Here is a 22,041-nt window from a genome sequence, read left to right as displayed (position 1 = left end):
TTTGGCCGCCGACCGTCGCAACGTTCGTCTGTTGCGGCGCCATCAGCTGAGTCTCGCATCGCTTCAATCGGTAGAGGCCATCCCAAGTAAAACTTTCGGAAAATTTCACTACAAATTTCACGCGGCTGTTATTTGAAAATATACCATGAGGCCAGCGAGCTGATCGGCAACGAAACCGATCATCTTCTTGCAAATTAGTAGGTATGCAACCGGCGACGTCGCGGGCTGTTCAGCGCAACTACAGCAAGGAGAGTGTTATGACCACCTTAATCAAAACAATCACCGATGCGGTGGCAGGCAGCGCAGTTATTTTCATGCTCTCGATGCCCGTGAATGCCGCGGACGGAATTGCCGTTGGTGTTGGAACATCCATCGGCGGCAACGGCGGCATCAAAGCCGGCCTCGGCGCGACGGTTGGCGGTCGCGGCGGCATCAACGCCGGTGCCGGCGCGACGGTTGGCGGCAGCGGCGGCATCAAGGCAGGCCTCGGTGCGTCGTTGGGCGGCAGTAGCGGCATCAACGCCGGTGCCGGCGCGACGGTTGGCGGTTCCAGCGGAATCGCGGCGGGCGCCGGCGCATCGGTCGGGGGCAGAAGCGGCATCAACGCCGGTGCCGGCGCGACGATCGGCGGTTCCGGTGGCATTGCTGCCGGCGCGGGGGTAGGTATCGGCAGCGGCGTTAGGGCTGGCGCGGGGGTCGGGATCGGCAGCGGCATCAATGTCGGCGCCGGTGTCGGGATCGGTGGTGGCACCAATCCGAGCAATCCGTCCAACCCGGGCAGTCCGTCCAATCCCAGCAATCCCAGCAACCCCAGCAATCCCAGCTTGCCCCAGGTCGTTGCCGACATGTCGGGCGACAAGTTGGCCAGGATGAAGAAGCGCTGCGTTGACGTGCTCAGCAGCGAAGGCACTTACGACAGCGATCTGCGCCAATTGTGCCTGCTGATCGCCCGCCGCTAAGGCGAATACATCGGATGAATGTCGGACCGGGCCGAGAGGCCTTCGTCCACCAAAGCTCCAGCAGTCCAAAGCCCGCCATTGCGGCGGGCTTTTTTCCGAGCACGTGGCGGCAGCATGGCGGGGCTCACACGCGCTCAGTGTGTTTGACGGCCAGGATCCGGCGAAGCGGACGCTTCGTCTTCCAGGGAGTCCCAACCCGCGGCGGGGCTGCTTTGCATCAGCTGAGGGCACGCAAACTCCGCCAGATCGGTTTCCGCGAAGCCGTCGAACTCGATAGCCGCCCCGTAGAGCTGGGCTGCTTGCATGACGAGCCATTCGATGTCCTCGCGCGCAACATTCTCGGCGAGGTTCTGCAGTCGCGCGGCTTCGGCGACAGCAGTCAGATTGATGGCAATCCCGGACCGCAATACAGCCCGAACTCGGGAACTGACGTCCTCGTGCAGGCGAACCGAAAATCCGTAGCGCATGGAAAACCTTCCCTTCAGGAGCGGTTTGTCCCTCATGTTCCACGATGCGCCCAGGATTCGCGATTGGCAAGCGAAATTCCTTAAAAACTCATTTCATGTCAAATAGTTAGCGTATTTTGTTGATTGCCTATCTGACGCTTGATCCGCTTCATCTGACTTCTGCATGACTCGCTGATCCGAAGGCCTTGACGCATTCTGCTCACGTACCTAACTCTACAGAAAATTAGGAACACACTAACTCAGCTGCATTTAGGCTGGTGTGACAGGAGGCCGAGATGTCCGAACTGGAACGCCCGGAACGATTGCAGATCATGCTGACCGTCGATGAACTGGCGGCGTTGGAGAACTGGCGCTTCGACAAGCACATGCCGAGCCGGTCGGCCGCGGTACGTGAGCTTTTGAGGCGAGGTCTCACAGCCGATGGTTTCCTGACGGCGGCGCATGGGACCAAGTCGCGCGATTTCGGCATTCTGCCGCATTCTGCAGATGGTGACCGCAGCGCGGCCGACGGACCGTCCCAGAAGGAATAGCGCCGAAGGAATAGCGCCGTTTCCGCCGCGGATCGCCCGCTCTGCGACCGTGCTTCGCGTCTCTCTTGCTTCGCGATGAGCTGTGAACGTCTGGTCTGCTGACGGCTGCGAAGTAGAAGAGATCCAAAGCTCTGTCTTGCCAGACGCTCCGTAATCAGGGAGTGCTTGATCGGCATAGTGCGCGCTCGGGAATATTGCCGATGACGCTGGAATTGACGGCCGGCGACCAGTCGATGCTGCATGGCGAGCAAGGCTCGGCAGCGGCTGCCGCCATGACGATCCTGGTTGCCTTTTCGAAGGCGGTCGGCGCGCGCAAGTTGCTGGACATTGCCGGTGCCCATATCGACGGCTGCCTCTATCACGGCCAGGCCAGCCTCGATTTCGTCGAAAGGCTGATCGAGGGCAGCGGCCGCGTTCGGGTGCCGACGACGCTGAATGTCGGTTCGTTCGACCTCATCCATCCCGGATTGGTGAAGATGCCGGTGTCGCAAGAAACGCCGGCGCGACGCCTGATGAAGGCGCATCTGGAACTCGGCTGCCAGGCGACCTTCACCTGCGCACCCTATCAGACCCGGTTCCGGCCAAGATTCGGCGAGCAGATCGCCTGGGGTGAATCCAACGCCATCGTCTTTGCCAATTCGGTGATCGGCGCGCGGACCAACCGCTATGGCGATTTTATCGATTTGTGCTGCGCAATGACCGGGCGCGCGCCGGCATGGGGGCTGCATCTGAGTGAAAATCGACGAGGCCAGGTCCTGTTCGAGCTGACTGACGCTGCTTTCGAGCCAAGCGACGCTCTGTTTGTCGGCGTCGGGCTGATCATCGGGCAAAGGGCTGGCGACCGCATCCCTGTCATATCGGGCCTGCCGCAGCCGCGCGACGAGGACCAATTGAAGGCGCTGGGGGCGGCGGCGGCAACGACGGGTGCCGTGGCGCTGTTTCATGCCGTCGGCATCACGCCGGAGGCGGAGACGCCGGATGAGGCGTTGCACGGCCTGGCACCGGAGGAAAAAATCCGGATCTCTCGCGCTGACATCCACCATGCGCTGGCCAGGCTGTCGAGCGTCCCCGACGGCGTGCAACTTGCAGCCGTGTCGTTAGGCACGCCGCATTTCTCCCATGAAGAGTGGATGCGCCTGTTGCCGCTGCTGCGCGAAGTCGGTCCAGGCAAAGGTGTCCCAATCTATGTCAACACAGGGCGCGCGACGCTGACACGGCTGCAGGACGAAGGCGCACTGGCCGGCATGGAAGCCTTCGGCCTTGTCCCGGTCACCGACACCTGCACCTATGTCACGTCGATCCTCGAGCGTCTCGATGGCGTGGTGATGACCAATTCGGGCAAATGGGCGCATTACGCACCTGGCAATATCGGTGTCTCGGTGGCCTTCGGTGACATGGAAGACTGCGTCCGCTCGGCTGCGGCCGGCCGCGTCGTGCGAGGCGCGCCATGAAGACGCCGGCCAGAACCGGTACATTCCACCTTTCCGGCTCGGCACAAGGCCCAGCGCTGGTGCTTTCGCAGGCGCTCAGCTTCTGGGGCGGGATCGACGTCGAAACGGGCGACATCATCGACCATTCGCATCCGGACCTGGGCGGCAATATCGCCCGCAAGATCCTGGTGATGCCGAGCGGGCGAGGGTCGTCGTCCTCGTCTTCGGTTCTGGCCGAAGCGATCCGCAGAGGCACGGCGCCGGCCGGCATTATCCTGGAGCGGCCGGACCCGATCCTTGCCGTCGGCGCCATCGTTGCCGAATTCCTCTACGAAATCAGCATGCCGCTGGTTGTCTGCGACGTGTCAGGCATTGTCTCCGGCGACCGGATCGCAATCGGTCTGGGCGAAGATGCGCAAGCGATGGTGAGCAAGCTCTAGCCGGCCATCAGTCCCACCGCGCCCCGCCGCCAGTAGGCTGCCGCCAGTGTTTCGTTGCGGCCGAGCGCCAGCGTGCCGCGCCAGTGTTCGCGCACCGTCGTGGCGGCTGCCGCTTCGGCCGCAAACCAGCCGAATGCCGAACCGGTCGGCCATGCGACTGACCGGATGGCGCGCGCCAGCCTGTCGTCGAGTCCGGCTGGCACCCCATTTCTCGGCAGCCAGTGCACCTCTATTCCGGTTGCGTTGTCAACGACCTGCCGTTCGCCATCGTCGGCGATCTCTATGAAGGCCACGCCTTTGGTCTCGGCGGGCAGAGTCTCCAGCATGCGAGCCAGCGCCGGCAGGCCGGTTTCGTCGGCGCCCATGAGATACCAGGACGCCGGTCGCACCCGACGGCCGACCGGCCCCATCATGCCGATCTTCATGCCGGGCGCCGCCTGCATGGCCCAGCGGGCGCCGACGCTGTCGCCGGGGTGGATGAGGAAGTCGACCTCGATGATGCCCATTTCGACGTCGAGGGCCCGGATGGTGTAGACGCGCGCTGCCGGGCGCCTGTCGTCCGAGGGCCATCCCGGGAGGCCATTGCTGCCGAGCACGGGCCAGAGCGGATCGGGGACGTCCCTGGTCGGAAACAGCATGCGGATATGCATGCCGCCGAATTTCGCAAAACGAGAGAGATCCTCGCCGGCGAAGCGGATGCGGCGCATATGCCGCGTCAGGTCGCCGACCTGGGTGACGACCATCTCACGGAACTGCGCGAGGCGGGTTTCTTCGGCGAGATCGCCGGTCCAGACGATCTCGGGACTTTCTTCCTTGGCATATACCTCTACGGCGGTGGCCAGCAGGTCCTTGATGCGGGCCAGCCCATCGCGGTCGGCGGCGTTGGCCCGCATCACCAGCCGCTCCATGTCAAGGGACGCGTCGCCGAAGGCGAAGCGGAAGTCGAGCCGCTGCCCCTCCCGCGAGGCATCGGCATCGAAGCTCTGCAGCCTGTCGCTGATGCGGTCGATGTAATGCGGCAGGTTGCGCAGGTTCAAGCGCGCTTCGCAGGCCAGTCCGCTCACTGAAGCTTCCCTCATTCTCAACCTCCGATCCTGCCTGTGAGCGCCACCTTGAAGGTGCGGCCCTTGCCCTGTTCCGTCGCCGCCGTCGTCGACCAGGCGCTTTGCGGGTCGGTGTAGGCGGTGTTGAAGACGTTATCGACGCTGAAATCGAGCTTGGCGTAGTCGTTGATGCGCCAGTTGGCAAAGACGTTGACCAGGTCGAAGCCGTCATCGACCACGACCGGCGCGTCGGGATTGGTGCGGCTTGTCCGGGTGATCTTGCCGACGCCGAGATATTGCGCACCGACGGTGAGCTGGTCTTCCAGCATGTGGAAGCCGACGGTCGCCGAGAAGCGGTCGAGCGGCGTGTTGTTCAGCGTCTGGCCGGAATAGACGCCGCTGACGACCTTGGCGTCGATCAGGGCGCCGGCGAGGTTCGCGAACCCCCAGCCATAGTCGTAGACGGCTTCGGCCTCGACGCCCTTCAGCCGCGCGTCGCCGATGTTGATCGCCATGCGCGGCAAAACGGTGAGGTCGACGTCGATGTAGTCTTCGACGGCGGTGTGGAAGACGTTGACCTTGGCACGAAACAGGTCGCCCGCGGCCAGCACATCGTCATATCTCAGATTGATCCCGGCTTCCCAGTTCTTCGCCGTTTCGGGCTGCAGAAGCAGGTTAGGCTGGTAGCTGTCGCCGCCGCCATGCGCGCCGCCGCCGCGATAGACGTCCTGCAGGCCTGGTGCCCGGTAGCCTTCCGAATAGGTGCCGTAGAGCTGGAAGCCATCCAACGGCGTCACGCCGACGGTGAGGCGAGGCGACCAGCGATCGCCCGAAATCGAGGCTTCCGCCGGCGGCACGGTCTTCGTTTTGCCGTCGAGCTGGTAGCCGTCATAGCGCATGGCGGCGATGAGCTGCAGCCAGTCGCTGTAGTCGCCCTGCCATTGCAGGAAGCCGCCATAACCCTGCTGCTCGCCCGAAGCGAAATGCGCGGCCTCCGACGTGGCCTCCAGATAGTAGTAGTCGAGACCGTAGGTGAGGGTATGTACCAACTCCCAGGCGTCGAAACGCGAGGAGTTCTTCAGGTTGAAGCCGGTCGTGGCGACGTCGTAATAGCGGAAGTTGCCGATCGCCGTTGCCGGCCAGACCTGCGTCTGCTCGGCGCGCGTGCGGTTGTGGTATGCGTTGACACTGAGGTCGATCAGTTCGTTGTCGTCCGGCCTCCACATATAAGCAGCCGTGTAGGTCTGGTTGGTCGTGTCGGTGTCGTAGCGGCTCAGCGTTGGCGAGGTCGAGCCGCTCGATCCGGTGATCTGGTCATTGTAGCGCTGCAGGATCGCGCCGAGCTTGAGCTCGTGGCCGTCGGCCGGCCGCAGGGTCGCCTTCATATAGCCGCTGGTGATGCTCTCGCCGGTCCATGGCACGGCGTCGCCATTGCCATCGGTGTAGCTGTCGCGGTCGCGATGAATGAGATTGCCGATGATGTCGGCGTCGTCGCTGAAACGGTAGGCGCCGGTGGTGCTGGTGGTGAAGCCGTCGCCATTATCCTCATTGCCCAGCTTCTCGCTCAGCGCCCAGCGCTCCTCCTGCTTGAGGAAATCGCCGGCATCCCTGGTTTCGAAGGAGACAACGCCGCCGATGCCGCCCGAGCCATAGGCGTTCGAGACCGGGCCGCGAATGACGGTCGCTTCCTTGATTAGTTCCGGCTCGACATAGAACGAGCCCGAGCCGTGGCCGACGCGCCAGTAATCCTGGCGGGCGCCGTCGAGCGTCAGCACCACGCGGCCATATTGTTCGAGGCCGCGAATGTTGATGGCGGTTGCCGGATCGTCGCCGTTCATCGAAGCGGCAACGCCGGGCGCGGTGCGGAACATGTCGGCGGCGGTGTCAGGCTGGATGCGTTCGAGCTCTTCCTGATCGACGGCGCTGATGGCGGCCATCGATTCGATGATCGCCGTCTTGATCATCGTCGCCGAGATGGTGATCAGGTCGAGCACGGTCGGCTCGTTCTGCCCAGTTCTAGCCTGCTGGGCGACCTTGACCGGCCGATCGGCCTTGGCGGCGGCGCCGTTCTTCTCCGGCTCCTGCGCGGCGGCCAGCGGCGCGGCACACAGGCCGAGCGCGAAGGCGAGCGCGGTGCTCGCCATCAAGGTCTTGTTGCTTGTCTGTTTCATGCGTGCAGCCCCGGGAAAAGCAAAGATTGCTGGCGGCGGCCGTTGGCCCTGGCTGGCATGATGGAGAAGCCTCGACACACGGGCCGGGCAGGGATACTTATTAAAACATGACGATAATAGTCAATTTAATTTTGCAGGTCTGAGCCTGATCGAAGATTCTCGGTCGGACCCTTGATCTGGCCGCCAAAATCTCGCCCGAGCGATTATGAATTTGTGACGCACCCGTGCTTCTTCACCTGGTTCAGATCTCCGGGATGCTTTCCCTGAAGATCACTTGCAGCCGTGGCTGGTGCAGTTCGTAAGGCAAGCCCCTGACCGCATGGCTCAAGGTGTTGAGCGCCTCGCGGGCCTCTACGCGCGGGTTCTGGTCGATGACCGCGTCCAGCGTGCCGTCGAGCAGAAGCTCCTTGGTGCCTTCCGTCACCTCATGGCCGAGAAAGACCGTCGACAGCGCACGCCCGCGCTCCTTGAGGGCGCGGGCGATGCCGGTGTTGCCGGCACCGACATTGTAGATGGCGGCCAGGTCCGGGTGCCGGTCGAGCAGGGCGGAGGCCTCCGAATAGGCTTTTTCCCGGTCGTCGAGCATTTCGCGCATCTCGACGATCTGCAGATTGGGCGATTCTTCCGTCAGTATGTGGCGGAAGCCCATCTCGCGCTCCTCGTGGCCGCGATAGGAGAGCGAACCGGCGAACAGCGCGACCTTGCCCGGACGCCCGGCACCCATGAAGCGGTTGAGCAGATAGCCGGCGAGCCGGCCGGCGGCGCGGTTGTCGATGCCGATATAGGCAACCCTCGGCACATGCAGGATGTCGGAAGCGATGGTGACGACCTTGACGCCGCTGGCTGAAAGCGAGCGGATCGCCTCGCGGACCGTCGGATGGTCGAGCGCGATCACACCGACGCCCTGTGTCTGCCCGTGCAGTTCCTGCAGCAGACGCGCAAGCCGGTCCGGATTGAAGCCTTCGATAGTAGCGACACGGACGTCGAGGTCGGGCCGCGCCTGCGCCTGCGCCTCGATCTGGCGGTGCAGCATCTTGATGAAGGAATTGGTGCCGGCGGGCAGGGCGAAATCCAGCCGTATGACCTCGCCAGTAACCGCGTTGAGCGAGCTCGGATTCGAATTTTCAGCGATATAGCCAAGCCGCTGTGCCGTTTCGAGCACGACCTCACGGGTGCGCGCCCTGACCCCGGCGCGGTTGTTGAGCACACGGTCGACCGTGGCGGCCGAAACGCCGGCCTCCCGGGCTATGTCTGTCAGGGTGGACCGCACTGTCGATCACCTCATTCCAAAACGCGCCAGGGGCGCATCGAGATCACGCATTTCATGGGTCCACCGTCGGAGAGCGGCTTCATCGCCGTCCGCGATTCTGATGGGAAATGATGTAACCGGCCTTGGCCGATGCGCAAGCCGTTGCGCTACACCAGAGTGCCCAAGCAGACCAAAGCGGGGAGGTGGGCAGCCGGGCTCCCTCAAATTCAAGCACCGGCTTCAGTATGAGAGCCTTTACAAACGCCATTCTTCCCCTCCCGTGAGATGTTATGATGTATTTTGATTATTTATGATGTTGACAGGCTTCGTATAGTGCCGTCAATATCCATCATAAGGGCCGTGGAGGAAACAAGGCCCTGAGGGAGGAGTTCCAATGTCGAATTTGATCCGCGTGTCGCGGCGCCGTTTGCTGGCGTCCGGTGGAAAGGCGGCAGTCCTTGTTGCCGCCGCAGGTATTGCACCGAAATTCATTCGCCCGAGCCGTGCCTATGCGGCCGATGCCCTGGCGCCCGGCATGATCGGCGGCCCGACGGGTTTCGACGGTTCGGAGCGCTATCAATATGGTGCCGATACGCCGGAGGGCCGCGCCATCGAGGCGGCCAGGGCGATGAAGGGCGCCGGCAAGGCGCCGGCCAAGATCGTACTTGGCCTGTCCGACGGCTCGATCGGCCAGTTGACCCAGCCGTTTCCGGCCGGCGCGCCGTCGATCAAGGATCTCTGGGAGAAGGAAACCGGCATTCCGTTGGAAATCGTCGGTGTGCCAAACGGCCAGGAATTCACCAAGACGATGCAGGACATCTCCACCAAGGGTGGGGCGTATGACATCTACGCGGTCGAATGGAACCGTCTTGGCGACCTTGCCGAAACCGGCGGCATCCTCAAGCTCGACGACTTCGTCGCGCAATACAAGCCGGAATGGGACGATCCCGAGCGCGGCTATGTCGACGGCGCCAAGGGCGTCTCGCTGCTCAACCAGTATCGCGGCTCGACCTACGGCGTGTCGCTGGATGGCGATTTCCAGACCTGGGTCTACCGCACCGATCTGTTCGGCGACGGAGCCGAGAAGAAGGCTTTCTCCGACAAATACGGCTATGAACTGGCGGCGCCGAAGACCTGGAAGCAGCATGACGAGATCGCGGCTTTCTTCCAGCGCCCGGACAAGGGCCTGTTCGGCTCGACCGATCTGCGCAACCAGGGCTGGGGCTACACCAACTGGTATCAGCGTTATGTCTCAATGGCTTCGCCCAATCAGTTCTTGTTCGACGACACCGGCAAGCCGCTGATCAATTCGGAGCAAGGTATCGCGGCGACCAGCGAGTACATCGCGTCGCTTTCGCACCATTCGCCGGATGCGATCTCCTGGGGCTGGCCGGAGCAGTACGGCAATTTCGCCAAGGGCGGCGCGGCCATGACCTGTGCCTTCTCCAATCTGCCGAAATTCCTCGACAATGCCGGCAACAAGGATTCAGCTGTCACCGGCAAGATCGGCTCGATGCTGCCGCCCGGCCGCGAAATCGACGGCAAGCTGGTCAGCCGGTCGGTGCTGTGGCTCAATCTGTCGGCGTCGGTGTCCTCGCAAGCCAAGAATCCGGAGGCCTGCTACCTGTTCCTGCAGTGGCTGGGCTCAAGCCGCATCTACGCCTGGATGACTGCCAATCCGGGCGGCTACTTCGATCCGTTCCGGCTATCGGATTTCTCGGATCCGCTGGTTCGCCAGACCTACCACGCCTACCACATGGACGTGGTGCGCGAGACGGTCGCCCGCACCGTGCCCACCATCAACTATCCCGGCGCCACCGCCTTCCACAACGCGCTGGACGAGAACCTCGTCGCCGCGCTGACCAAGGCCAAGACAGCCGAGCAGGCGATGGCCGACACCGAGGCCGAGTGGAAGAAGATTGCCCGCCGCACCGGCGAGGAGAAGCTTCTCGAAGCGATCAAGACCAACAAGGAGGCCTGGCCGACCGTCCTCGATCCGATCGCCTGATCCTTCCAAGGATCCTACCAAGAAGGGGAGGAGCGGTCGCTCTTCCCCTCGGCAACGAAGGACCCAGCAAAGCCGCAAGATGAAGCGTTCAGTTCCTTTCGAGATATTCCGCTATGCCGCGATCCTTGCGGCGATGGCGGTGACGCTGGTGCCGATCCTGTGGATGGTGTCGATGGCGTTCAAGCCGATCGCCGAATGGTCGGCGACCGGCGCCGACCTGACATGGTGGCCGAAGAACCCGACACTCAGCAATTTCCGCTTCGTCTTCGGTGAATCGACCAACAATCTGATCGTCGCCCTCGACCGCACAGCTTTGAAGCCGATCCTGTCATCGCTGCTGTCAGCCACATTCGGTACGGCAATCGCCATGTCGGCGGGCACCGCGGCGGCCTACGGTCTGTCGCGCTTCGGCTCGGGCCAGAATCTGCCGCTGGCGCTGATCCAGCTTCGCCTGTTTCCGCCGATGGCGGTCATGACCCCGGTGATGATCATGTGGGCCTTCCTCAACTTCACCGACAGCTGGTGGGGGCTGTCGTTGATCTACGGCATCGTCACGCTGCCTTTCGCCTTCTGGCTGATGAAGACCTTCTTCGACGACATGCCGCGCGAGATCGAGGAGGCGGCACTGGTCGAGGGCTGTTCGCGGTGGCGCGTCTTCATCCGCATCACGCTGCCGATGATGCGCGCGCCGCTGGCCAGTGCCGCGTTGTTCGTCTTCATTCTCAACTGGTCGGACTATCTGATTGCGCTGCTTCTGACGACGCGCGAATGGGTGACGGTCCCTGTCTACATGGCCTCGCTGTCCTCCTCGATGACCGGCCAACTCTACGGCGCCAAGGCGGCGCTCGGCCTGATAGCCGCAGTGCCGCCTGTCATCATGGGCATCGCCATCCAGCGCCATCTGGTGCGCGGACTGACCTTCGGGGCGCTCAAGCAATGAGCGCGGTGACTGCGACGATTTCGGAGAGCGACATGCAAGCCTCCAAAGCGGCGTCGGTGCTGCCGGACGAGGGCGCAAAGCTCGGATTCCGGCTGACGCTGCCGGCGCAGATCCTGGTGCTGTTCATCGCCGTCTTCCCGCTCCTGATGCAGCTCTACATCAGCCTGACCGACTGGTCGCCGCTGTCGGGCACCGGCTGGTGGAACGCCTGGTCGATGTGGAACAGTTTCGCCAACTACACCGACCTTGCCGCCGATGCGCGCTTCTGGAGTGCGCTGAAGCGCACGGCCATCGTCATGATCGTCTGCGTGCCGGCGGAGTTCCTGCTCGGCTTGGCGCTCGCGACACTGTTTGCGGACGAGTTCCCCGGCAAGCGGATCTTCTACTCGATCCTCTTGATGCCGATGATGGTGGTGCCGGCGGTGGCCGGCTACATGTTCTTCATGCTGTTTCAGTCGGGCGGCCCGGTCAACGACATCCTGTCGGCGATCTCAGGCTTTCCCGTCACCATTGCCTGGCTGTCGGACCCGACGCTGGCGCTCATCGCCGTCATGGTCGCCGATATCTGGCAGTGGACGCCGCTGATGTTCCTGATCCTCCTTGCCGGCCTGGTCGGCGTGCCTGAGGACCAGATCAAGGCGGCGACGCTGCTCGGTGCCAACCCCTGGCAGCGATTCATCACCATCGTGCTGCCGAAGATGAAGACGATCATCATCATCGCGCTGGCGATCAGGGTGATCGAGAACTTCAAGATCTTCGACACGCTCTACATCATGACCGGCGGCGGTCCCGGCGTCGCTACCGAGACCATCTCCGTTTACATCTACAAGCTCACCACCCAGGACCTGATCTGGGGCTATGTGGCGGCAATCGCGCTGGCCATATTGATCGTGCTGTCCATCGCCGCGGTGTTTGCCATGAAACGCATGGCTCGGGTACGCGAGGTGGCGGCCTGATGAGCACCATCCATCTGCAGAACCTGGTCAAGAAATTTGGCGATTTCACCGCGCTGAAGACGATGGACCTGGCCATTGCCGACGGCGAGTTCATGGCGCTGCTGGGGCCGTCCGGCTGCGGCAAGTCGACGACGATGAACATGATCGCCGGCATGGAAGAGCCGACCAGCGGCAAGATCCTGTTCGGCGAGCGCGACATGGCCGGCGTGCCGATGGGGCGGCGCGGCGTCGGCTTCGTCTTCCAGAACTATGCGATCTTCACTCATATGAGCGTGCGGCAGAACCTCGCCTACGGGCCGAAAATACGCGGCGCACCAAAGGCCGAGATCGACCGCCGTGTCGGCGCCATTGCCGAGATGCTGCAACTGACGCCGCTGCTCGACCGCAAGGCCGACAGGCTGTCGGTAAACATATTGCAGCGGGTGGCGATCGGCCGTTCGGCGATCATGGAGCCGGCGATCTTCCTGCTCGACGAGCCGCTTTCCAATGTCGATGCCGCCTTCCGGGCGGTGATGCGGACCGAACTGAAGCAGCTGCAGCGGCAGTTCCGGCAGACCATGGTCTACGTCACCCACGACCAGCTCGAAGCGATGACCATGGCCGACCGCATCGCGGTGATGGACCATGGCGTGCTGCAGCAAGTCGGCACGCCGCTGGAAGTCTACAACGATCCGGCCAATGTCTTCGTCGCCCGCTTCATCGGCGCGCCGGGCATGAACCTGCTCAAGGGCTGGCCGGCGGAAAGCGACCGTGGCCTGGTCGTCGATCTCGGGCCACTCGGCGTGACACCGCCGCTGCCGGTCGAGATCGCCGATGCGGCACGCCTGATGCGCGGCGAGGTGTTTTATGGCTTTCGACCGGAGCAGGTGACGCTGGCTGAAGACGGCCGTGGCCTGTCGATGCCGGTGAGTTTCGTCGAGCGGATCGGCGCGCGCACCATCATCCACCTTGGCGACGGCGAGACCGCGGTTAAGGCGGTGTTCGACAATGATGTCGGGCTGGCGATCGGGCAGACAGCCGTCGTCGCACCTGCGGTGGAGGCGGTGCGCGTCTTCGACGCCGTCACCGGCCTTGCCTTGAGAGCGGGCTGAGACCATGGCCGATATCGCCTTCCGCAATGTGACCAAACGCTACGGCAACACGCTCGCCGTCGACGACGCCTCGTTCATTGTCAACGACAATGAGTTCTTCTGCTTCTTCGGGCCGCCGCTGTCGGGCAAGTCGACGATACTCCGTCTGGTGCTCGGGCTGGAAACCCCGGACGCGGGCGAGATCCTGATCGGCGGAAAGCCGGTGAACACAGTGTCGCCGGCCGACCGCAACGTCGCCATGGTGTTCCAGAATTTGGCGCTGTTTCCGCATATGAGCGCGCGCGACAACATCCGCTTTCCGCTGGTCGAACGCCGGGTCGCCGAAGCCGAGATCGAAAAGCGCGTCGCCGACGTCGCGGCCAAGCTGCATATCGGCCATATCCTGCACAAGCCGCCGGCACAGCTTTCAGGCGGTGAGCGGCAGCGCGTGGCGATCGCCCGTGCGCTGGTACGGGATCCCGCCGCCTATCTGATGGACGACCCGATTTCGGCGCTCGACGCCCGGCTGCGCGAGGAGACGCGGGTCGAGCTCAAGCGCATCCAGCGCGAGCTCGGCAAGACGCTGATCTATGTCACGCACGACCAGGAAGAAGCGATGTCGGTCGCCGACCGAATGGCCATTCTGGAGAACGGCAAGATCAGGCAGATCGGTGCGCCGGCCGAGATCTATGACCGGCCGGCCAGCACCTATGTGGCGCGGCTGCTCGGGTCGCCGGTGATGAACATATTGAAGTCGGTGCACGGCGCTGAAGGCGTGGAGGCGGCGGAAGGCACAGTCCGCATCGCGGACAAGGCTGCGCCGGCCGATGCCGTCGAGATCGGGCTCAGGCCGGAAGACATCAAGGTCAGGTCTTGGTCGGGTGGAATGCCGGAGGGGGGCGCGGGCCGCCCGGCGCGAGTGTTCGAGGTCGAGCCGCTCGGCGGCTACACCGTGGTGACGCTCGCCGCCGGAAAGACGCGTCTGCGGGCGCTGTTACGCGGCCAGCCAGACATCAGGCCGGACGCGATGGTGCTGATATCCTGCGAGCCGGGCAGGGTGCATTATTTCGGACAGAGCGGGCGAGCCTTGGCGCGATGACGGCGGCTGCAAGGAACGAGCTTCGGGAGGAACATATGGCAAGCCAAGAAATGGTGGGCAACGGCTTCGAGCCGGACGTTAAAGTCCGCACCAGAGAATACAGGATCGGCTGCGTTGGCGCCGGCATGATCATGGCCGAATGTCACCTTGCCGCCTACAAGGAAGCCGGTTTTCCGGTGGTGGCGATTGCCTCGCGGACCAAGGCCAGCGCCGACAAGGTCGCCAAACGCTGGGATATCCCAACCGTCCACGACACGTCGGAACAGCTCATCGAGGACAAGAACGTCGAGATCATCGACCTTGCCTTTCCGCCGGACCAGCAGCCGGCGCTGATCCGTCATGCGCTGAAGCAGAAGCATATCAAGGCGATCCTGGCGCAGAAGCCACTGGCGCTGTCGCTCAATGAAGCCGTCAAGCTGCGCGACGAGGCGGCCAAGGCCGGCAAGATCCTCTCGGTCAACCAGAACATGCGTTACGACCAGTCGATGCGCGTCTTGAAGCAGATCATCGACAGCGGCGCGCTCGGCGACATCGTTTTCGCCCAGATCGACATGCATGCGATCCCGCACTGGCAGAGCTTCCTCGAGGACTATGACCGGCTGACGCTCGCCAATATGAGCGTCCATCATCTCGACGTACTGCGCTTCCTGTTCGGCGATCCCCTGGAGATCACCACCCTGACCCGCAGGGACCCGCGCACCCGCTTCGACCATTCGGACGGCGTCACCGTGTCGACGATCAAGTTCCCGTCCGGCGTGCTCGCCGTATCGCTGGAGGATGTCTGGTCCGGGCCGCGCCAGGAGGGCTACAAGGACGACCAGCACATCAATTGGCGCGTCGACGGCACCAAGGGCGTCGCCAAGGGCACCATCGGCTGGCCGACTGGCGCTGCCTCGACGCTGACCTATGCCTCGACCGAGACCACCGGTGGTGAATGGGTGACACCCAGCTGGGACACGATGTGGTTCCCGCATGCTTTTATCGGCGTCATGGAGCAGCTCCAGCACGCGGTCAAGACGGGCGAGCCGCCGGCGCTGTCGGTCGCCGACAACGTCAAGACTATGGCGCTGGTCGAAGCCGGCTATCGTTCGATCGACAAGGGCCGGACAGTCAAACTTTCCGAAATATCAACTGACTGAATTACTTACAGGGAGGACTTCACACCATGATGCAGGCAGGTATTTTCACGGGTTATTTCCCGTATAGCCTCAAGGAAACCGCGCAGAAGATCCGTGCGCTCGATTTCAACACCGTGCAGCTCGACCTGCATTTCAAGGACATAGATCTGTCGGCCGGGCAGATCACCAGGGACAAGGCCAAGACCGTCCGCGATACGTTTCGCGATCACAATCTGCCGATCTGCTGCGTATCGGGCTACACCAACATCATCCATCCGGATATGGGCGAGCGCGAGAGGCGCGTCGGCTATTTGAAGGAGATCATCCGCAACGCACGCCATTTCGGCACCCCTTACGTGATCTCGGAAACCGGTACCTACAACACCGAGTCCGACTGGGTGCATCACCCGAAGAACAAGACCGAGGAAGGTTTTGAGGAATGCCGCAAGGTCATCGCCGACCTTGCCCAGACCGCCTATGACCACGGCGCGGTCTTCCTGCTCGAAACCTATGTCAACAATGTCGTCGGCTCGATCGAAGAGACGGTGAGGATGTTCGCGCAGGTCGACCACCCAGGCCTCGGCCTGCTGATGGACCCGACCAACTATTTCGAAACGCACAACATCGACAGGATGGACCAGATCCTGAACCAGGTGTTCGACACGTTGACCGACAAGATCAAGATAGCCCACGCCAAGGACGTCAAGCGTTCCGGCGGCGACAAGTCGGAAAAGCACGCAGATATCGGCGACGACGACGCGCTGGAGAGCCACACTTTCCGCGGCGTCGGCGAGATCGAGCTGCCGGCGCCCGGTCTCGGTTCGCTGAACTACGACCTCTATCTCAAGCGGCTGGCCGAAAAGCACCCGAACATCCCGGTCATCATCGAACATCTTTCGGAAGACGACGTGCCGCGCGCCAAGAAATTCCTCGACGGGAAATTCCGCGCCAACGGACTGTGATGGCGCGGTTCGGCTACGAAACAAGGGAGGAAGAGAAATGTTGAAATTCGCGTTGAAAATCGCTGCCGCGGCGACCGTTCTCGCCGGTGTTGCGCTGGGTACGCCGGCGCTGGCGCAGGACGCCCAGAAGACGTTCTATCTGCTGTCGCATGGCGGCCCGTCGGATGCCTTCTGGATCGACTGGAATGCCGGCGCCACCAAGGCCTGCGACCAGCTCAAGGTGACCTGCAAGATCTCGTTCAGCGGTGGCGACATGGCGGCGCAGAAGGAGGCCTTCAACTCCGCACTTGCCGCCAAGCCGGACGGCATCGCCACGACCTCGGCGCAGCCCGGCCTGTGGACCGAGGAGGTCAAGGCAGCGAAGGCGGCCGGTATCCCGATCGTGTTCTTCAACACCGACGATCCGGCAACCGGCCGTCAGGCCTATGTCGGCGCCGACCTTAAGGAAGCCGGTGTCATCTGGGCGAAATATCTGGTCGACCACAAGATGGTGAAGCAGGGCGACAAAGTGTTCCTGCCGGTCGAAGTGCCGGGCGCCAGCTACCAGCAGCTCGAGACCGAAGGCATAGCCAGCGTCTTCGATCCGCTCGGCATCAAATATGATGTGGTCGATTGCGGCACCGATCCGGCCGGCATCATCGCCAAGATGACCGACTACATGGTCGCCAACAACCCGCCGGCAATCATCGCGCTCGGCGATTCCGTCGCGGCCAGCGTCAAGCGGGTGTTCGACGGCGCCGGCGTGCCGGCCGGCAAGATCCCGGTCGTCGGCTGGGGCAATTCGAAGGAAACGGCCGAGTCAGTGAAGTCTGGGTTCATCAACGCGGCTGCCTGGCAGTTCCCATCGGCGCAGGGCTTCATGCCGGTGGCGCTGCTCGGGTTGGCCGCCGCTGGCGAACCGATCGGCTACGACATCCACACGTTCAGTCTCTACGACGCGTCGAGCGTCGAACCGATCCTGAAACTCTACAACAAGTGATTGGAACTGACGCTCGCCGCGCAGGCGGCGGGCGTCACCTTGAGATATGGTCGAAACAGTCATGACAATTGCCGCAGAAGAGGAAATGCCGCGTGCCAAACGCAGGTCGAGCCTGATGCGCTCGCCGCAGTTCTCTTCGCTCGTCATCCTGATTGTCCTGCTGGCGGTGTTCGCGATCGCCGACGCCAATTTCCTGTCGCCGCTCAACATCTCCAACATGATGGCGTTCCTGCCCGAGCTCGGCATCATCGCGCTCGGCATGACGCTGCTTCTGACGGCGGGCGAGTTCGACCTTTCGGTCGGTGCCGTGTTCGGGCTGGCGCCGGTCGTCGTCATGCTGCTGGTGCAGAACGGCGGCTTTGATATTGGCGTCGCGCTGCTGGCCGGCCTGCTGCTCTGCATAGCCATCGGCGCGATCAACGGGCTGATCGTCACCAAGATCGGCATTTCGTCCTTCCTGGTGACGCTGTCGATGTTGCTCGTCGTGCGCGGGGCAGCGCTTTACATCACGCAAGGATTTCCGCTGAAATCCTGGGACCGGCCGGGCTTCTTCGTGACGCTGCTGGCCGGCAGCTTCAATATCGGAACGTTCCGTTTCTATACCTCGCTGTGGTGGTTCATCGGCCTGTCGCTACTGGCGATCTATGTGCTGCGCTACGCCAAGCTCGGCAACTGGATCAGCGCTATCGGCTCGAACCGTAACGCTGCCGTGGCGCGTGGTGTGCCGGCCGATGCGGTCAAGATCTGGCTGTTCATCCTGACCTCGGTGCTTGCCGGTCTCGCCGGCATGATCAGCGCCTTCCGCATCTCTGCCGCCTCGCCGGTGGCCGGCACCGGCTACGAGCTCGAAGTGATCGCCATGGTGGTGGTTGGCGGCACCGCGCTGACCGGTGGACGCGGCACCATTTTAGGCACCATCGTCGGCGCGCTGATGCTGCGCAGCATCCGCAACGGCATCGTGCTGATCGGCGTGCCTGGGCTCGCCTACAACATCTTCGTCGGCGTCATCATCCTTGCCATGCTCATCCTGCACGCTTTGCTGCAGAAGAACGCCGCCAGGAGCTGATCATGGAAGTGCTTCGGCTGCAGAATTTGCAAAAATCCTTCGGCAGCGTCCGCGCCCTGAAGAACGCGTCCTTCGCGCTCAACGAGGGCGAAGTGGTGGCCTTGCTCGGTGACAACGGCGCCGGCAAATCGACGCTGATCAAGGCGATCTCGGGCGTGTTTCCGGTCGATCGCGGCGAGATCTATGTGCGCGGCCAGAAGGTCTCCATCCGCTCGACGCGCGACGCGATGGATCTCGGCATCGAGACCATCCACCAGGACACCTCGCTGGCGCCCGACCTCAGCATCGCGCGCAATCTTTTCCTCGGCCGCGAGCCAGTCAATCTCAAATGGCTGGGCGTGTTCGCGCCGCTCGACCTTGCCAAATTGCGCGATGCCGCCTCGGCGCTTTTGAAGCGCGTCGGCATCTCGAAGAAACTCGACGCCGATGCACTGGTCAGCACATTGTCGGGCGGCGAGCGCCAATCGATCGCCATTTCGCGTGCCATGCAATTTGCCGCCAAGGTCATCATCCTCGACGAGCCGACCAACAATCTCGGCGTCGAGGAAACGCACGGCGTGCTGCGCTTCGTCAAGGAAGTGCGTGACGCCGGTCACTCGGTGCTTTTGATCACCCACAACATCCATCACGTCTTCCAGGTCGCCGATCGCATCATCGTCATGCGCCGCGGCGAGATCGTCGCCGAGCAGACGGTCGCCGATACCGATCTGCTGACCGTGGAAAGCATCATCACCGGTGCCGACATGTCGGCCCTGCTCAAGGAGACGAGAGCGAAGTGAAGGACGGGAGCAAAGTGAAAGAACTGGCCGTCACATGGTAGAGCTTTACGGCAAGACGCTGTCGCGCCGGCAGGTCTCGGAACGCTCGGGCATGCTGTCGCAGTTCGCCGGCGTGCGGCTGATGACGCTTGGCGACGGCGTCGAGCGCGGCATCCGCATGCTCGAATTCCGCACCGGCTCCGGCCTGCGCTTCACCGCGCTGGTCGATCGGGCGCTCGATATCGCCGATTGCGACTTCAGGGGCCAGGCGATCGGCTGGCACTCGCCGAGCGGTTTTCGCCATCCCGGCCTGCACGAATATGAAGGCGAGGAGGGATTGGCGTGGGCGCGGTCGTTTTCCGGCCTTCTGCTGACCTGCGGCCTCGACCATATATTGTTCATGAACGAGGTACCCGCCGACACCTACAACTACCCGCCGAAGAAGACGGTACGCCATTCGCTGCACGGCCGTGTCAGCACCATTCCAGCGCGGCTGACCGGCTATGGCGAGACCTGGGACGGCGACCGCTGCGTGTTGTGGGCCGAAGGCATCGTCCAGCAATCGACTGTATTCGGCGAGGATCTGCACCTGCTGCGGCGGATCGAGGCCGATGTCGGCGGCAACGAGATCCGGCTTTCGGACCGTGTCGTCAATCACGGTTTCAACCGTACGCCGCATATGTATTTCTACCACATCAATGTCAGTCATCCGGTGCTCGACGAGGGATCGCGCTACCTGGCGCCGATCCGCGACGTCGTCTGGGCCGGGCATGCCGGCGAGCGCTATGAAGCGCAGAAGGTCGGCTACCGCACGGTGCCGGCGCCGCAACCGGGATTCAAGGAACAGGTCTGGCAGCATGAACTCGGCGCCGACAGCACCGGCGAAGTCCCGGTGGCGGTGGTCAACGACAGGCTCGGCCTTGGCTTCGAGGTGGTCACGCGCAAGGACCAGTTGCCTTGCGCCTATGAATGGCAGAATTTCCAGGCCGGGCAGTACGCGCTGGGCATCGAGCCGTCGACGCATCATGTGCTGGGCAATCTGGCGGCGCGCGAACGCGGCGAGATGATCTGGCTGGAGCATGGCGAGAGCCGCTCCTACGATGCGGCGTTCCGGGTCCTCGACGGCGCCGGCGAGATCGCCGCCGCCGAAAGCCGGATCGCTGCAATCGCCAGGCAGCCGCAGCAGGATTATCCCCAGCCGTCGGGCCGTTTTCCTGTTCTTGGAGGCAGGTCGTGATAATGGCGACGACGATACGGGACACCAGTTGGGAGGCTGGTTCCGGCTGGAGCGGGGAGGGCTCGCGGCCGATCGGGAATTGGAGGTCACAATGGCTGGCACGGTAAAGCGCGATTACAGCCTGGTCGGCGAAAGCACGCGCAGGGCGATCGAAACCGGGCTTGCCTCGGCGGAGTGGTACCACACGGATGTTCCCCGCAAGGCGATCAAGGAGTTGATGCAGCGCTCAGACGGCCCGGCGATCCGCGACACGATCATCTGGATCGTCGCCATCCTCGGCTCGGCCGCCGGCGCCATCTATTTCTGGGGTACCTGGTGGTGCGTGCCGTTCTTCTTCGTCTACGGCGTGCTCTACGGCTCGTCCAGCGACTCGCGCTGGCACGAATGCGGCCATGGCACTGCCTTCCGCACGCGCTGGATGAACGATGTCGTCTACCAGATCGCCAGCTTCATGCTGATGCGCAACCCGGTGACCTGGCGCTGGAGCCATGCCCGTCACCACACCGATACCATCATCGTCGGCCGCGACGCCGAGATCGCCGTGATGCGCCCGCCGGACCTTTTGCGTGCGGCGCTGGCTTTCACCGGCATCCTCGATTTTCGCTATTCGCTTCCGGCACTGGTACGCCAGGCGTTCGGCAAGCTGACGCCCGACGAGAAAAGCTACGTTCCCGAGATGGAACAGCACAAGGCCGTCATCGCGGCGCGCTGGCATATTGCCATCTACATCGCCACAATAGCACTCGCCCTTTTCATGCAGTCGTGGGTGCCGGTGGTGCTCATCGGCGTGCCGCGCCTCTACGGCACCTGGCACATGGTGATGACCGGCCTGCTGCAGCACATCGGTCTGGCCGACAACGTCGTCGATCACCGGCTCAACACCCGTACCGTGTACATGAACCCGATCAGCCGGTTCATCTACTGGAACATGAACTACCACGTCGAGCACCACATGTTTCCGATGGTGCCCTATCACGCGCTGCCCAGGCTGCATGAATTGATCAAGCACGATCTGCCGGAGCCGAACCCGTCGATATGGCATGCCTATCGCGAGGTCTGGCCTGTCCTGCTCAGGCAGCTCAAATACGAGGATTATTTCCTCAAGCGCGAACTGCCGCCAACCGCACGGCCCTATCGTGGCGAATTCCACGAAGTGAACATGTCGGCAGCGGCTGAGTAGGTACTGCGCACAAGCGCAACGCAGAAATTTCAGGAGAGATAGAGATGGCCGATTGGGTCGAAGCGTGCGCCGTGGACGATGTCGAAGAGGAAGATGTCATCCGCTTCGACCATGGCGGCCGCACCTTCGCGATCTACCGTTCGCCGGACGATGAATTCTTCGCCACCGATGGGTTTTGTACGCATGAGAAGGCGCATCTGGCCGATGGGCTTGTGATGGACGACATCATCGAATGCCCCAAGCACAATGGCCGCTTCAATTATAAGACCGGGCAGGCGAAGGGCGCTCCCGTTTGCGTCAATCTCGCGACCTATCCAGTCAAGGTCGAAGCTGGCAAGGTGATGATCCAGATCGCCTGACCGGCCTTCTGTCACGTAGC

Annotated in this window: 21 protein-coding genes; 17 read left to right on the top strand and 4 right to left on the bottom strand. The window is 62.9% G+C overall.

The genetic code is table 11. The annotated features are described in order from the left end of the window. Window positions 1-257: 257 nt before the first annotated feature. Entirely contained in the window at window positions 258-959 is a 702-nt protein-coding gene (locus tag NKH99_RS23690; RefSeq protein ID WP_352980896.1) for a hypothetical protein, read from the top strand. 134 nt (window positions 960-1,093) lie between these two features. Here the strand turns inward: NKH99_RS23690 and NKH99_RS23685 are convergent, their stop codons facing one another. Continuing rightward, window positions 1,094-1,426: a hypothetical protein gene (locus NKH99_RS23685; protein WP_352474220.1), complete on the bottom strand. Its 333-nt coding sequence runs from the start codon at window positions 1,424-1,426 to the stop codon at window positions 1,094-1,096. Window positions 1,427-1,701: 275 nt separating this feature from the next. Here NKH99_RS23685 and NKH99_RS23680 point away from each other — a divergent pair, with 275 nt between their 5' ends. The 3 genes from NKH99_RS23680 to NKH99_RS23670 all read left to right on the top strand — a co-directional run bounded on the left by NKH99_RS23680 (window position 1,702) and on the right by NKH99_RS23670 (window position 3,826). Further along, window positions 1,702-1,956, top strand: coding sequence for a hypothetical protein (locus NKH99_RS23680; RefSeq protein ID WP_352474222.1), 255 nt, complete (start codon window positions 1,702-1,704; stop codon window positions 1,954-1,956). Window positions 1,957-2,156: 200 nt separating this feature from the next. Beyond that, window positions 2,157-3,407: an aconitase X gene (locus NKH99_RS23675; RefSeq protein ID WP_353015843.1), complete on the top strand. Its 1,251-nt coding sequence runs from the start codon at window positions 2,157-2,159 to the stop codon at window positions 3,405-3,407. After that, window positions 3,404-3,826 (top strand): aconitase X swivel domain-containing protein, encoded by a 423-nt coding sequence (locus tag NKH99_RS23670; RefSeq protein ID WP_352474226.1) that lies wholly within the window; start codon window positions 3,404-3,406, stop codon window positions 3,824-3,826. Before NKH99_RS23675 ends, NKH99_RS23670 begins: the two co-directional genes overlap by 4 nt. Here the strand turns inward: NKH99_RS23670 and NKH99_RS23665 are convergent. From NKH99_RS23665 to NKH99_RS23655, 3 genes are all read right to left on the bottom strand, one after another. Continuing rightward, entirely contained in the window at window positions 3,823-4,905 is a 1,083-nt protein-coding gene (locus NKH99_RS23665; RefSeq protein WP_353015841.1) for an SIP domain-containing protein, read from the bottom strand. The genes NKH99_RS23670 and NKH99_RS23665 overlap by 4 nt on opposite strands. A 2-nt stretch (window positions 4,906-4,907) precedes the next feature. Continuing rightward, the gene (locus tag NKH99_RS23660) at window positions 4,908-7,040 is read right to left on the bottom strand and encodes a TonB-dependent hemoglobin/transferrin/lactoferrin family receptor (protein ID WP_353015839.1); all 2,133 of its coding nucleotides are present in this window, start codon (window positions 7,038-7,040) and stop codon (window positions 4,908-4,910) included. A gap of 241 nt (window positions 7,041-7,281) precedes the next feature. After that, window positions 7,282-8,310, bottom strand: a complete 1,029-nt coding sequence (locus NKH99_RS23655; RefSeq protein WP_353015837.1) for a LacI family DNA-binding transcriptional regulator — start codon at window positions 8,308-8,310, stop codon at window positions 7,282-7,284. A 373-nt stretch (window positions 8,311-8,683) separates the two neighbouring features. Here NKH99_RS23655 and NKH99_RS23650 point away from each other — a divergent pair, with 373 nt between their 5' ends. From NKH99_RS23650 to NKH99_RS23590, 13 genes are all read left to right on the top strand, one after another. Then, entirely contained in the window at window positions 8,684-10,297 is a 1,614-nt protein-coding gene (locus NKH99_RS23650) for an extracellular solute-binding protein (RefSeq protein ID WP_353015835.1), read from the top strand. A 79-nt stretch (window positions 10,298-10,376) separates the two neighbouring features. Then, the gene (locus NKH99_RS23645) at window positions 10,377-11,237 is read left to right on the top strand and encodes a carbohydrate ABC transporter permease (RefSeq protein ID WP_352541114.1); all 861 of its coding nucleotides are present in this window, start codon (window positions 10,377-10,379) and stop codon (window positions 11,235-11,237) included. Beyond that, window positions 11,234-12,193: a carbohydrate ABC transporter permease gene (locus NKH99_RS23640; protein WP_353015832.1), complete on the top strand. Its 960-nt coding sequence runs from the start codon at window positions 11,234-11,236 to the stop codon at window positions 12,191-12,193. The genes NKH99_RS23645 and NKH99_RS23640 overlap by 4 nt, the downstream gene beginning before the upstream one ends. Further along, window positions 12,193-13,284 carry an ABC transporter ATP-binding protein gene (locus tag NKH99_RS23635; protein WP_352819328.1) on the top strand — a complete coding sequence of 364 codons (1,092 nt, stop codon included), beginning with the start codon at window positions 12,193-12,195 and terminating at the stop codon, window positions 13,282-13,284. Before NKH99_RS23640 ends, NKH99_RS23635 begins: the two co-directional genes overlap by 1 nt. Before the next feature lie 4 nt (window positions 13,285-13,288). After that, window positions 13,289-14,362: an ABC transporter ATP-binding protein gene (locus NKH99_RS23630; protein WP_353015829.1), complete on the top strand. Its 1,074-nt coding sequence runs from the start codon at window positions 13,289-13,291 to the stop codon at window positions 14,360-14,362. A gap of 50 nt (window positions 14,363-14,412) precedes the next feature. Beyond that, entirely contained in the window at window positions 14,413-15,501 is a 1,089-nt protein-coding gene (locus NKH99_RS23625) for a Gfo/Idh/MocA family protein (RefSeq protein ID WP_353015895.1), read from the top strand. Between the two features lie 26 nt (window positions 15,502-15,527). Continuing rightward, window positions 15,528-16,442 carry a sugar phosphate isomerase/epimerase family protein gene (locus NKH99_RS23620; RefSeq protein ID WP_353015826.1) on the top strand — a complete coding sequence of 305 codons (915 nt, stop codon included), beginning with the start codon at window positions 15,528-15,530 and terminating at the stop codon, window positions 16,440-16,442. A gap of 37 nt (window positions 16,443-16,479) precedes the next feature. Then, entirely contained in the window at window positions 16,480-17,421 is a 942-nt protein-coding gene (locus NKH99_RS23615) for a sugar ABC transporter substrate-binding protein (protein WP_023675781.1), read from the top strand. Window positions 17,422-17,482: 61 nt separating this feature from the next. Then, window positions 17,483-18,487 (top strand): ABC transporter permease, encoded by a 1,005-nt coding sequence (locus tag NKH99_RS23610; protein ID WP_352474237.1) that lies wholly within the window; start codon window positions 17,483-17,485, stop codon window positions 18,485-18,487. After that, on the top strand, window positions 18,484-19,266 hold the full coding sequence (locus tag NKH99_RS23605) for an ATP-binding cassette domain-containing protein (RefSeq protein WP_352474248.1): 783 nt from the start codon (window positions 18,484-18,486) through the stop codon (window positions 19,264-19,266). The genes NKH99_RS23610 and NKH99_RS23605 overlap by 4 nt, the downstream gene beginning before the upstream one ends. 34 nt (window positions 19,267-19,300) lie before the next feature. Beyond that, window positions 19,301-20,482 (top strand): aldose 1-epimerase family protein, encoded by a 1,182-nt coding sequence (locus NKH99_RS23600; protein ID WP_352686245.1) that lies wholly within the window; start codon window positions 19,301-19,303, stop codon window positions 20,480-20,482. 91 nt (window positions 20,483-20,573) lie between these two features. Beyond that, window positions 20,574-21,662 carry a fatty acid desaturase family protein gene (locus NKH99_RS23595; RefSeq protein ID WP_352452737.1) on the top strand — a complete coding sequence of 363 codons (1,089 nt, stop codon included), beginning with the start codon at window positions 20,574-20,576 and terminating at the stop codon, window positions 21,660-21,662. 44 nt (window positions 21,663-21,706) lie between these two features. Further along, the gene (locus tag NKH99_RS23590; RefSeq protein WP_023675786.1) at window positions 21,707-22,021 is read left to right on the top strand and encodes a MocE family 2Fe-2S type ferredoxin; all 315 of its coding nucleotides are present in this window, start codon (window positions 21,707-21,709) and stop codon (window positions 22,019-22,021) included. Window positions 22,022-22,041: the final 20 nt, after the last annotated feature.

The sequence above is a fragment of the Mesorhizobium sp. M0854 genome, assembly GCF_040319815.1.
In the GTDB taxonomy this organism is placed as follows: Bacteria; Pseudomonadota; Alphaproteobacteria; order Rhizobiales; family Rhizobiaceae; genus Mesorhizobium.
This window is presented reverse-complemented; position numbering and strand designations above follow the sequence as displayed.